Source organism: Tetragenococcus muriaticus DSM 15685 (assembly GCF_000423785.1).
Lineage (GTDB): Bacteria > Bacillota > Bacilli > Lactobacillales > Enterococcaceae > Tetragenococcus > Tetragenococcus muriaticus.
Window position 1 is genome coordinate 1 of record NZ_AUIQ01000054.1, and the last position, 12,901, is coordinate 12,901.

General features: G+C 36.3%; 10 protein-coding genes, 1 pseudogene and 1 other annotated feature. Of the genes and pseudogenes, 9 read left to right on the forward strand and 2 right to left on the reverse strand.

The window, feature by feature from the left end; all coding sequences use genetic code 11:
• The 4 genes and pseudogenes from G577_RS12050 to G577_RS0108295 all read left to right on the forward strand — a co-directional run.
• A pseudogene (locus G577_RS12050) lies at positions 1 to 179 on the forward strand (ISLre2-like element ISTeha1 family transposase); the annotation flags it as partial.
• A 238-nt stretch (positions 180 to 417) separates the two neighbouring features.
• Positions 418 to 1,539: a tRNA 2-thiouridine(34) synthase MnmA gene (gene mnmA, locus G577_RS0108285; protein ID WP_028790804.1), complete on the forward strand. Its 1,122-nt coding sequence runs from the start codon at positions 418 to 420 to the stop codon at positions 1,537 to 1,539.
• Between the two features lie 191 nt (positions 1,540 to 1,730).
• Complete coding sequence (locus tag G577_RS0108290; RefSeq protein ID WP_028790805.1) at positions 1,731 to 2,093, forward strand: DUF1033 family protein; 363 nt, start codon at positions 1,731 to 1,733, stop codon at positions 2,091 to 2,093.
• Complete coding sequence (locus G577_RS0108295) at positions 2,041 to 4,119, forward strand: DNA topoisomerase 3 (RefSeq protein WP_028790806.1); 2,079 nt, start codon at positions 2,041 to 2,043, stop codon at positions 4,117 to 4,119. Before G577_RS0108290 ends, G577_RS0108295 begins: the two co-directional genes overlap by 53 nt.
• Positions 4,120 to 4,317: 198 nt before the next feature.
• Here the strand turns inward: G577_RS0108295 and G577_RS0108300 are convergent, their stop codons facing one another.
• Both G577_RS0108300 and G577_RS0108305 read right to left on the reverse strand, forming a co-directional pair.
• Positions 4,318 to 5,421 carry an ABC transporter ATP-binding protein gene (locus G577_RS0108300; protein WP_028790807.1) on the reverse strand — a complete coding sequence of 368 codons (1,104 nt, stop codon included), beginning with the start codon at positions 5,419 to 5,421 and terminating at the stop codon, positions 4,318 to 4,320.
• Positions 5,422 to 5,562: 141 nt separating this feature from the next.
• Complete coding sequence (locus G577_RS0108305) at positions 5,563 to 6,435, reverse strand: helix-turn-helix domain-containing protein (RefSeq protein ID WP_028790808.1); 873 nt, start codon at positions 6,433 to 6,435, stop codon at positions 5,563 to 5,565.
• 161 nt (positions 6,436 to 6,596) lie between these two features.
• Positions 6,597 to 6,829: a binding site (T-box leader), on the forward strand.
• A gap of 142 nt (positions 6,830 to 6,971) precedes the next feature.
• Between G577_RS0108305 and G577_RS0108310 the strand changes: the two genes are divergently transcribed.
• The 5 genes from G577_RS0108310 (at position 6,972) to G577_RS0108330 (ending at position 12,478) form a co-directional block, all read left to right on the forward strand.
• A complete protein-coding gene (locus G577_RS0108310) occupies positions 6,972 to 7,613 on the forward strand; it encodes an amino acid ABC transporter permease (RefSeq protein WP_028790809.1) in 642 nt (213 codons plus the stop codon).
• Between the two features lie 12 nt (positions 7,614 to 7,625).
• Positions 7,626 to 8,261, forward strand: a complete 636-nt coding sequence (locus G577_RS0108315) for an amino acid ABC transporter ATP-binding protein (RefSeq protein WP_028790810.1) — start codon at positions 7,626 to 7,628, stop codon at positions 8,259 to 8,261.
• A gap of 14 nt (positions 8,262 to 8,275) precedes the next feature.
• Positions 8,276 to 9,082, forward strand: a complete 807-nt coding sequence (locus tag G577_RS0108320; RefSeq protein ID WP_028790811.1) for an amino acid ABC transporter substrate-binding protein — start codon at positions 8,276 to 8,278, stop codon at positions 9,080 to 9,082.
• 83 nt (positions 9,083 to 9,165) lie between these two features.
• Positions 9,166 to 11,592, forward strand: a complete 2,427-nt coding sequence (locus G577_RS0108325) for a DNA translocase FtsK (protein WP_028790812.1) — start codon at positions 9,166 to 9,168, stop codon at positions 11,590 to 11,592.
• A gap of 178 nt (positions 11,593 to 11,770) precedes the next feature.
• Complete coding sequence (locus G577_RS0108330) at positions 11,771 to 12,478, forward strand: gamma-glutamyl-gamma-aminobutyrate hydrolase family protein (RefSeq protein ID WP_028790813.1); 708 nt, start codon at positions 11,771 to 11,773, stop codon at positions 12,476 to 12,478.
• Positions 12,479 to 12,901: the final 423 nt, after the last annotated feature.

Consider the following 12,901-nt stretch of genomic DNA (forward strand, 5'->3'; position numbering starts at 1 on the left):
TCGTCGCTCAAGAAAAGCGTTGGCAAGCTATGAAACGCTGGGTACAGAAAAAACCTCATTTTCAAGCTCATGAAGGTGCGTTTAAAGGGCAAATGGGCGAAGGAAAAGCGAAAAGTGCCCCTTTAGGCCAATTCGCCAAAGGATTAAACCAATTAATAATGACCCCGAATTATCTCTAATAAAAACTTGTTTTTGTTAGAGATAATGAGGGCAAACCGAACGAAAGTGAGGTTGAAAATAACTTCGTGTCTGCCCCAAAAGACGGTTTTTTTATTCAACCTCAATAAACTTGACACATACTTTAGAAGCCCCATGCGTGAAATTCTTTGAAATCTGCTGTATAATGAAAATTACTGGAAAATTGCGACCTTCAAATCGTATATACTTCAGAATTTATATGGAAATGATGGTGATAGCATGGCTGACAACAGTAACATACGAGTTGTTGTCGGAATGAGTGGCGGTGTGGACTCGTCAGTTACAGCCTTGTTGTTAAAAGAACAAGGGTATGAAGTCGTTGGTATTTTTATGAAAAATTGGGATGACACAGATGAAAATGGTGTATGTACAGCGACTGAAGATTATAAAGATGTAGCCAAAGTTGCCTCTCAAATCGGTATTCCTTATTATTCTGTTAATTTTGAAAAGGAATATTGGGATCGAGTATTTGAATACTTTTTAGCAGAATATCGAGCTGGACGCACCCCTAATCCAGACGTAATGTGTAATAAAGAGATTAAATTTAAAGCCTTTTTAGATTACGCTATGGATTTAGGGGCAGATTATGTAGCAACAGGTCATTATGCACAAGTGGAAAAAGACGAAAAAGGCGTAATACATATGTTGCGCGGTGTGGATGATAATAAAGATCAAACGTACTTTTTAAGCCAATTATCACAAGAACAATTGGCTAAAGTAATGTTTCCTCTAGGAAATATTGAAAAGCCAAAAGTTCGAGAAATAGCTGAAAACGCTGGTCTTGCCACAGCAGGTAAAAAAGATTCTACGGGTGTATGTTTTATTGGCGAAAGAAATTTCAAGCAATTTCTAAGCAATTATTTGCCAGCTCAAAAGGGCAATATGATGACTTTAAATGGTGAAGTTAAAGGCCAACATAATGGGTTAATGTATTATACAATTGGACAACGTCAAGGTTTAGGTATTGGCGGTGGCGGCAAATCTGGACAACCTTGGTTTGTCATTGGCAAAGATTTAGCCTCTAACACTTTATATGTTGGACAAGGCTTCGATAATCCAGAACTATATGCGGAAAGCTTAGATGCAAGTGAAATTCATTTTACAACAGATGAAGACAAGCCTAGTGAATTCCGTTGCACAGCGAAATTCCGTTATCGCCAACAAGATACACCGGTTACTGTACGCTTATTAGACAACGACCGAGCAGAAGTTATTTTTGATGAACCTATACGAGCAATTACTCCCGGTCAAGCCGTTGTTTTTTATGACGGTAACGAATGTTTAGGCGGTGGTCTAATTGACCACGCATATAAGGCTACAAAAACATTGCAATATGTTTAATAGATGAAAACTGGGGCTTAAAAAAGTTTCCAACAAAATTTCAGTGTATAAGGGGGGATTCGTGTTGGAAACTTATGCCCCAGTTTATTTTACTTAAATTAGCGGCGTATTTTTTCACAAGCTGATTCATTGCGACATTTTTTAAAACTCATTACTATGATTTTAGAAAATATTTTAGGAGTGAGACTGTTATGTATCAAGTGGTGACCATGTATGGCGATAATGAACCATGGTGGTTTTTTGAAGAGTGGGAAGAAGACATTCAAGAAGAGACGCACTTTTTATCCCTAGAAGAAGCAAAAAATTTCTTCCAAGAAAAATGGGAAGCTATTTATCAACATTATACATATATTAATGCCAAGACCAATTTTTTAAGTGCTTTTTGGAATGAAGGTGAAGAACGTTGGTGTGAAGAATGTGATGATGATTTGCAACAATACAAAGGTTTGGCATTATTAAAAGACCATCAACCAATTTCAGTCGAAAGTGAAAGGAAATTTTATGAAGCAACTAATTCTAGCGGAAAAACCAAGCGTTGCCAAAGACCTGAGTAACGTTTTAGGCGCTAATAAAAAGACGAAAAATTACTACGAAGGGCCAGATGTGATTGTCACATGGGCCTTTGGTCATTTATTAGGTCTAAAGATGCCAGAAGAGATTGATAAGAATTGGCAAACTTGGCAAATGGAAACACTGCCAATGATTCCAAAACAGATTGGAATTAAGCCATTACCTAAAACAGGCCAACAATTAAAAGCGATTAAGCAATTAGCGCATCGAAAAGACGTAAAAGAATTTGTTATTGCAACGGATGCTGGTAGAGAGGGCGAATTAGTAGCGCGCTGGATACTGGAGTGGATCCATTTTAATAAACCAGTAAAACGTTTGTGGATTTCTTCGCAAACAAATAAAGCGATAAAAGAAGGATTTAAACATTTAAAACCAGCTACACAATACGATGCTCTTTATGAATCTGCGTTAGCTAGGTCCAAAGCTGACTGGTTAGTTGGTTTGAATATTTCACGTGCTTTGACAGTAAAATATGAAGACAGTTTAAATGCTGGAAGAGTCCAAACACCGACTTTATCTTTTGTACGTCAGCAAGAAAAACAAATGGATAAATTTCGCCCTCAAACGTATTATCGCATCGAACTAGAAATAGAGGGGCAGAAAGCTTTACGTGTTCAAAACAATCCTTATGAAATAAAGGATCAACAAGAAGCACAGAACTTAATTGAACAAATGAAACAACACTCAGGAACCGTGGTTGAGCTTTCGGAAAAAACAAAAACGGAGAATGCGCCGTTACCTTATGATTTGACTGAAATTCAAAGAACAGCAAATCAACGGTATAATTTTTCTGCTAAAAAGACGCTTTCTTTAGTACAAAGTCTTTATGAAACGCATAAAGTAGTTACCTATCCCCGTACAGATAGTAAATACTTAACCAATGATATGAAAAAGACGATGAAAGAACGTTTGCAAGCAGTGGCTAATTTTGCTCCAGAAGTCAAAGAATATATTAAAGCAGGAGCCACCGTTAAGCAAAAAGCCGTTTTTAATGATGTTAAAGTTACTGACCATTCTGGTTTAATACCTACAGAACAACGTGCAAGTCCGGCTAAATTTTCCAATGATGAGCAGAAAATTTATAATATGATCGTTTCTCGTTTTTTAACTTTGTTTGCTAATCCGCATAAAAAACTACAACAAAAAGCCACAGTTGCTTTTGCTAATGAACGCTTTGTATTTACACAAAATAAAGTGATTGAACCAGGTTGGAAGCCTTCAGAAGATACTTCAGAAACTACTGTTCAATGGCAAAAAGGACAAAAAGTTCGCCCGAATTTTTCTATTAAAAAAGAATTAACGAAACCACCAAAGCCTTTAAATGAAAGCACATTATTGGAAAAAATGGAAAAGTTTGATTTAGGAACGCCGGCAACCAGGGCAGAAATTATAGAAAAGTTGATTCGTTCTGAATTGATGGAAAGAACGCCAAATGGATTACAAGTATCACCTAAAGGTAAACAACTGTTAGATTTAGTCAATCCGTCTTTAGTTACTCCGGATTTAACTAAAAAATGGGAAGACGAGTTAGAGGCAATTGCTCAAGGGAAATTTTCAAGTAATAAATTCTTAAAACAAATTGAACAAGATACCAAACAATTGATTAACGAAGTTAAGCAAAGCCAGAAAAAATATCAAGACTTTTCTTTAACACAAAAAGAGTGTCCGAAGTGTGGATCTTTCTTACGCGAGAAAAATACAAGAGACGGTAAAATTTATGTTTGTTCGAATTCAGAATGTCATTATCACCGCCGTAAAGATCCCAAAGTAAGTAACCATCGTTGTCCTCAATGCCATAAGAAAATGGAAATTATTGAGGGAAAAAATGGCGCTTATTTCCGTTGTAAATTTGATGGCATCACTGAAAAAATTCCAAATAAAAAAGACCAAAAGAAAAAAATGTCTAAGCAAGAAGAAAAACGTTTGTTAAAACAATACTCAAAACCAGAAGAACCAGAAGAAGGTCCGCTTTCTATTGCATTAAAAGAAGCAATGAATAAAGAAGATTAAAACAAAGAAACATCAAGTTTTTATTTAATACTTGATGTTTCTTTGTTTGATTGTGTAGAAATAACTTGGAGTAGAACAATTGAATACAGAAAAAGAGTTCGTTATTCAAAAGAAGCAAATAATTCCTTCAAAATTGTTTAAGTTTAGTATCCAGGAAGAATACACGGATTGGATTTTCCAAAATACCATTAGGGAAAGTTATTTGATCACTTCTTCTGTTTCTTTATCAAAAAAGTGCGCTTTATTAAGGTCAAAACTCAGATCAACCATTTCTTCTGGTTCGTGAAAATCGCGCGCATCAACTTTGGAAATGAATTCCGATTCGCCAACCTTTGTGTACAGCATGGTTTCTGCTCCAAGCAATTCAGACACTACAACTTCAGCATGAACAGTGGTATCTGGTGCAGCATCGATGACTACTTGTTCCCCATGAATATCTTCTGGACGAATGCCTAGTGTAACTTCTTTGCCATCATAACCTTTTTCAACCAAAGTTTTGTTACGTCCTTCTGGTACCCGTAATTTTAATCCATAGTCATTGGTGATCATACCGTCTTTTAAGTGGACATTAAAGAAGTTCATTGCTGGAGAGCCAATAAATCCAGCAACAAATTCGTTTACTGGTGTATTGTAAACTTCTTTAGGCGTGCCGATCTGTTGTATGATACCGTCTTTCATAATAACAATGCGGTCGGCCATTGTCATTGCCTCGGTCTGGTCATGAGTTACATAAATGGTAGTGGTCTCCAAACGACGATGTAGTTTCGCAATCTCAGCTCGCATAGCAACTCGTAACTTCGCATCTAAATTAGAGAGTGGCTCGTCCATTAAAAAGACTTTGGCATCACGAACAATAGCGCGACCTAAAGCTACCCGTTGACGTTGTCCGCCGGAAAGTGCTGCTGGTTTACGGTCTAAGTATTCTTCCAAGCCTAAGATACCGGCAGCATTTTCTACCCGCTGTTTGATTTCAGATTTATCGTATTTTCTTAATTTTAATCCAAAGGCCATGTTGTCAAAGACAGACATATGCGGATATAAAGCATAATTTTGGAAAACCATGGCGATTTTCCGATCTTTAGGAGCCACGTTGTTCATTACTTGATCGCCGATTTTTAACTCACCTTCTGTAATATCTTCTAAACCGGCAATCATACGTAGTGTGGTTGATTTTCCACATCCAGAAGGGCCAACAAAAACGATAAATTCACGATCTTTCACATTCAAGTTAAAATCAGTAACAGAAAAGTGATCGGCGTTATCATATTTTTTACCTATATTTTTTAAGGCCATTTCGACCATAAGTTATTCCTTCTTTCCTATTGACTTTTTATTTGCAGGCTATTTGACTTGATATACTTACTATAATTGAAAACGCTTTATTCATACAATAGAAATGTGCACAAAAAATCGATAAACTTTGTGCATATTGTCAAATGGAATTTATTTGTTAAAAGATCGTATTAGTAGATAACATAAAAATAGGTCATCCATCTTTTTTAGATTAGTTTTTGTCTGTTGCTGAAATTTATCTACTTTATACTGCAGTGTATTGCGATGCATGAATAATTCTTTGGCTGCGGAACTGAGGTTGCCTTGTGTTTTCCAGAGAGCTGCAATCATTTGTATGAATTCGGATTCAAACCATTCAGAAAAAAGACTTTGCATTAGATAACTTTTCGTTACATCATGAGAAATAAAAAATAAAATAAAAGAACTAGCTGTATCGAACACTTTGCTTTTTATATTATAGTTTAGCCCATGGAGAAATAATTGTTCTTCTTCATAGAAAAGTTGAGAAAAATCTTTTTCAAAAGAGTGAAAACTTCCGACAAAAAGACGCGTATAACTATTAAAATCACTGTCTAAAGCTAAAAAAACGCCTTCTAATTCTTCCACAGATAAGGCTTCTTCGCTAAAGGCTTCAATAACGATTCCATAATTTTTACTAAGAAATAAGAGATCTACTGTATAAGGTAAAATTGTACGTATTTCATTTTGTAAAGCTGTGAGATCGTTTGTTTCAAAATTTTGAAATTCAACTTGAATGAGACGAAAACGTCCTTTATTTTCCGGAACAGGTTTATTAGAAAATAAGCTGTTATACCAAGAATATTCTTTATCTAAAGAAGAAATATAGGATGTGTTGGAGACGCTTATGGCTTGGAGTAGCTTTTTTTCGGTTTTGGTTAAATATTTTTGAGGGATCCATAAAAAACTATGTTCCATAGCGATAGATAAGTAATTTGCGTCAGTTGTTGGAAATGCATGAACAAAAGCATCCGAATAAATTTCTTGTAGTTTTTGTCGGTTCATTTATACCCCGCCTTGCAGAAAAATTGTTTTTTCTTGATTGTACCGAAAACAAGTTACCTTTGCCAAATTAAAAATTGTTCCGTTAAAATAGCTTTCAATTTTTCTTTATAAAAGAACTTGACATTTGTACTTTTGGCGTGTAAAGTAAACGACGACTTAAATAACTGACATCGAAAAGAAAAGTAGCTTTAATTTTGTTTTAAGAGAGTCTCTGTTGGGTGAGAAGAGATAATAGAGTTATAGTGAAACACATCTTGGAGTCGTCTTTTTGAAGGTAAAGTAGGAAAGTCCGGAGAGCCCGTTATAGCCAAAGTTATTGATTGATAACTTACTGAGTTTTATTCTGTGAGGAGTAAATAAACAAAGGTGGAACCGCGTAATTGACGTCCTTTAGCCGTTTGGCTAAGGGACTTTTTTATTTGATCAATAACTTATTGAGGTCTTTTTCGTGAGGAAAAGATGAATTGAGGTGGAACCACGTATTTGCGTCCTCTGGGTAAAACCAGAGGACTTATTTTATTTAGAGGAGAATGTTTATGGATTATTTGTTTTCTATCTTTCCACAACTATTTGACGGAATGGAAGTGACGTTTCGTTTATTTGGTTTAACAATTATTGGATCGATTCCTATTGGGATTATTTTAGCATTTGTATTGTGTAGCCGATCAAAGATCTTTAAGTCAATGATTCAAATCTACGTTTGGTTAATGCGGGGAACACCGCTGCTGCTACAATTAATTTTTGTTTTTTATGGTTTGCCGATTTTAGGTATTGTTTTTGACCGTTTTGATGCTGCTTTAGTTGCCTTTATTTTTAACTATGCTGCGTATTTTGCTGAGATTTTTCGTGGAGGGATTCAATCAATCCCTAATGGCCAATATGAAGCAGCACGTGTTTTACGCTTAACTTATGGACAAACATTGCGGAAGATCATTACTCCACAAGTTGTAAAAGTTACTCTACCTTCTGTTGGAAATGAAATTATTAATTTGGTAAAAGATACCTCGTTAGTTTATATTCTAGGCTTGCAAGATGTGATGCGTATTGGAAAAGTGGCAATGGAGCGTGATGTTTCCTTAGTTCCTCTATTGGGCGTAGGAATCTTGTATCTTCTTACGATCGCTATCTTTACTTTGATCCTACGTGCTTTAGAAAAACGTATGAATTATTATCGCTAGGAGGGAAATTCTATGCTAGAACTTAAAAATATCAATAAGTCTTTTGGAAGTAAAAAAGTGATTCATTCTTTGGACTTAACGATCCCTGATGGTTCCATTTTAGCCATTGTTGGCCCCTCAGGTGGAGGGAAGACAACATTACTTAGGACATTAGCAGGGTTAGAGACTGTGGATAGTGGCGATTTTCTATTAGATGGCAAAAAATTTGATCCAGTCAATTCAAAAAATCAAGAACAAGTGGTAGGCGTTGTATTTCAGGAATTTGAACTATTCCCACATTTAAGTGTATTTGAAAATATTGTATTAGCGCCTAGATTAGCGTTGAAAGAAGAAAAAAAAGCTTACACCCAAAAAGCAGAAGATATCGCCGCTCAGTTAGGAATAGAATCATTAATGCAACAGTACCCCTATCAGTTATCGGGGGGACAAAAGCAACGAGTAGCTATTGCTAGGGCGATGGCGATGGAACCTAGAGTGTTAGCTTATGATGAACCGACAAGCGCACTCGACCCGGCTTTGCGTGAGCATGTCGAAAAGATTATTGTAGGCTTAAAACAACAAGGGATTACTCAGCTTGTTGTTACTCATGATATGGCTTTTGCCGAAAATATTGCGGATAATTTGTTAGAAGTTGAAGAAATCAAATGAAAAGGAGAAAGAATATGAAAAAAATAAAAGTATTAGGTCTTACTTTGGCGAGTGTTTTTATCTTAGGAGCTTGTTCTTCTGGAGAAGATGAGCAGGGAGCTAATGATACGGAAAATGCAGATGTGGTTGTTGGTTTGGATGACACCTTTGTACCTATGGGATTTCGTGATGATAGCGGAGATCTGACAGGATTTGATATTGAATTAGCTGAAGCAGTGTTTGAGTTAAATGACACTGAAGTTGCCTTTCAACCTATTGACTGGTCTATGAAAGAAAATGAGCTTAACAATGAAACGATTGATGTGATCTGGAATGGCTATACTCAAACCCCCGAGCGTGAAGAAGAGGTCGCCTTTTCTGACCCTTATATGAACAATAGTCAATTGTTAGTGACTGCTACAGATAGCGGGATTGAGTCAGTCGAAGAAATGGAAGGTCAAGTATTAGGTGCTCAAGAAGGCTCTTCTGGCTATAATTCTTTCAACAATGATCCTGAAGTATTAAAAGATAGAGTCGATAGCGAAGATGCGACCCTTTATGAAAGCTTCAATGAAGCATTTATTGATTTAGAAAGCGGACGGATTGATGGATTATTGATCGATAGAGTATATGCCGAGTATTATTTAAATCAAAATGACCAAATGAATGACTTTAACCTGATCGAAACCCCTTATGAAGATGAAAACTTCGCCGTAGGTGTTAGACAAGATGATGAGGAACTACTCCAAGAAATCAACGATGGATTGAATGAACTCCAAGAAAATGGCGAATTTGCAGAGCTTTCGGAAGAGTGGTTTGGGGAAGACGTTTCTGTTGATTGAGAAAAATTTAAAGAAAGTAGGGAAGAAACTTTAGTTCCCTTCTTTTTTTTTGTATAATGGATAAGGATGAAAAGAGGGATGACATGGCACAGAAAAAGAAACGTACCAAAAAACGTAAAACAAAAAAACAAATGCGCCAACAAGAAAAATTAACGTTAATTTCCTTTGGCTTCTTATTTATATTATTTGCCATATTTGCGTTATTTCAATTAGGCTTTTTAGGAACATTAATCGCTAATGGTTTTCGTATTATTGGTGGTAATACATATCCTGTTCTTTGTGTCTTGTTAGCTGTATACGGTTTATGGGTAATGATAAAAAATAATGAAGCGAAGACAAAGATCACCTATGGAGGTAAACTTGCTGGAGCTCTTTTAATTTATTTAGGCGTACTTATTTTTTTCCATGCTCAGTTATTTGGTAGAATTCAAACCGATCAACCGCAAATTTTGGCTACTACCTGGCAAATTTTATTAAGCGACATTCAAGGAGCCCAAGTAAGTGCCAATGTTGGAGGCGGTATGGTTGGAGCCTTACTTTATCAAACGACCTTTTTCCTCGTTTCTAAAATTGGGAGTTACGTGTTTGCTGTTTTGTTCATTATTTTGGGTGGTTACTTTATTAGTCCAATGGATAGTCAGCAATTATTGGAACTTTTGCATGGGATAAAAGAAAAAATCCAAAAATTGATTGCTGGTAATCCAGAAAAGAAAGCTCAAAAACAAGAAAATAAAGAAGCTAGGAAACAAGCAAGGAAAGAAAAGAAAGAACAAAAGCAAGCGCAGGAACGAGAAGCTGCTTTACAACAAGTAAAGGAACAAGAAAAGAATCAAGTTCGTTCATTGTCTGCTGCTGAAAAATTAGCTCAAGAGCAAAAAGCTGACGCTAGTGGTGAGGCAGAACAGTTAAGTTTTGTGCCTATTGATAGCTACCAACAAAGTCAATCGACTAGCCAAAAAGCTGAAAATCCTTCTGAAGAAAAAAACTCAACAGAAGAAGCAACAGATGATGGGAAGCCACTTGAATTTGAAATCTCTCAAGAAGTAGAAGATGAAGACTATGAATTGCCGCCAACTAGTCTTTTGTCAGAGCCTAAAGCTACGGATCAAAGTGGAGAGTATAAAAAAATCGAGAATAATATCACGATTTTAGAAAAAACGTTCAAAAGTTTTAGTGTGAATGCTAAGGTAGTTAAAGCTAGCTTAGGGCCTTCGGTCACCAAATTCGAAATTGAACCTGCTATAGGAGTTAAAGTGAGTAAGATTGTTAATCTCTCAGATGATATTGCTTTAGCTCTTGCAGCTAAGGATATTCGGATGGAAGCTCCAATACCGGGGAAATCGCTAATTGGTATTGAGGTCCCTAATGAAACAGTAAGTACAGTTGCTTTTAAAGAAATGGTTGAAGAAGCTCCTTCCCATTCTGACCGCTTATTAGAAGTGCCTTTGGGAAGAGATATCTCTGGGAAAATACAAACGGTTGATTTGACGGAGATGCCCCATTTGTTAGTCGCAGGTTCGACAGGGAGTGGGAAATCTGTGTCCATTAATGGTGTTATTACTAGTATTTTAATGCAAGCTAAGCCTCATGAAGTCAAACTTATGATGGTGGACCCTAAGATGGTGGAACTAAATGTATATAACGGGATTCCCCATCTTTTGACTCCAGTCGTAACAAATCCGAAAAAAGCTGCGCAAGCTTTACAAAAAGTAGTGAAAGAAATGGAAGAACGTTACGAAAAATTTGCCGCTACAGGTGTGCGTAATATTACCGGTTATAATGAAATGATAAAACAAAGAAATCAAACCGAAGGACAAAATTACCCGACAATGCCGTTTATCGTAGTGATAGTAGATGAATTGGCTGATTTGATGATGGTAGCTAGTAATGAAGTGGAAGATGCTATTACTCGTTTGGCACAAATGGCACGTGCAGCTGGTATCCATATGATTTTAGCTACACAACGGCCAAGTGTTGATGTTATTACGGGGATTATTAAAGCCAATGTTCCTTCTCGAGTGGCTTTTGCGGTGTCTAGTGGTACAGACTCGCGTACAATTATTGATTCCAATGGCGCAGAAAAGTTACTAGGACGAGGCGATATGTTGTTTCTACCCATGGGAGAAAATAAAGGGATCCGTGTGCAAGGGGCTTTTATTTCAGACCATGAAGTAGAAGAAGTCGTTAAATTTGTTACGGAACAGCAAAGTGCTAATTACGAAGAAAAAATGATGGTAACAGATGAAGAAGTTGCTAACGATAAAAAAGAAGAATCTGAAGACGACTTATACGATGAAGCCAGAGAATTGGTAGTTGAAATGCAAACAGCGAGTGTTTCTTTATTACAAAGACGTTTTCGCATTGGCTATAATCGAGCCGCTCGTTTAGTGGATGAATTAGAAGCTAATCATGTTGTAGGTGTTTCAGAAGGAAGCAAACCGCGAAAAGTTTTAGTAGAGAAAACGGAAGCTCCTACTGATGAAAATGGACAAGACACTTCTATAGAATAAGCTTTGTAAAAAAAAGAGACAAACTCTAAAGATAAGCAAATTATATAGCCAAACGATTTCTTAAGAAAAATAGAAATTGTTTGGCTTTTTTATCGAAACATTTATTTTACAGCGTTTTTGTTGACAGATATAAGGAAAAAAGCTATGCTTTAACAAATAAAATGCAAGGAGAATGTATATGAAACCACAACTCATTGGAGTTGCCGCAAACGAAGCGCTGGATCCAGGAGAAACAATGCATCACTTGCCAATTAGTTATACTCCTGATGGTTATGTAAAAGCGATCCAAAAAGCAGGTGGATTGCCCTTTGTTTTACCTATCGGGACGCCAGAACAAGCTAAAGAATATGTTACGCGCATTGATAAATTAATTTTAGCAGGCGGGCAAGATGTTTCACCCAAATTTTATAAACAACAAGCGACAGTCCAAGGACACTATTCTGAGGCACGTGATCGTTTTGAATTAGCGCTTTTAGATGAAGCCTTATTACAACAAAAACCAGTTTTTGCGGTTTGTCGTGGAATGCAATTAATGAACGTTTTTTTCGGAGGAGATCTAAGACAAGAATTACAGTCTTTTACTGATATTTTACATATGCAAGAACCTATACCTAGGGAGCAGCCTACCCATGAATTAATTACCAAAAATGATAGTTTTTTATACCAAATTTATGGATATAGGGCACATGTCAATTCGTTTCATAATCAAGCATTAAATCAAGTATCAAGTCATTTGTACGAAACGGCCTTTTGCCCAGATGGTGTTATTGAAGCTGTAGAAAACCAAGAAAGACATTTATTAGGTGTTCAATGGCATCCTGATTTTGCTTATGCGGCTCAACCTAATGAGATGGCAGTTTTTGATTACGTAGTAAAAAAATTATAAAGTCGTTAATCCCAGATACTAAAATATCTGGGGTTTTTTAGTAGAAAAAACGAATAAACCTTAATTTCCTAACATTCAATCATTTCTTCTTACTTTATTTACAATTTTCTCCCTGAATGATTTATAAAAATTTGTGGATAACGCATTCGACCGATCAACGAGGTGACTTTTATGTTATTTTCCCTTTTTATCGCCACTTTTTAATCAAGAATAGGAAGGGATAATCGAACGACGCTAAAAAAAGATAAAATTCTTCCTAGAGAATGAAAGCCAAGCCTTTTTTATAAGGATGAAAAGGGCAAAAGTAAACTAGAGATTCAATCGCTGAATTCGTGTAAGGACTTCCCAAAAAAGTGTATTGTAAACATTTGTACTTGATAAGTGAATTTGCACTTGACGCGCGTGCTCTGTGACTTTTCCAGC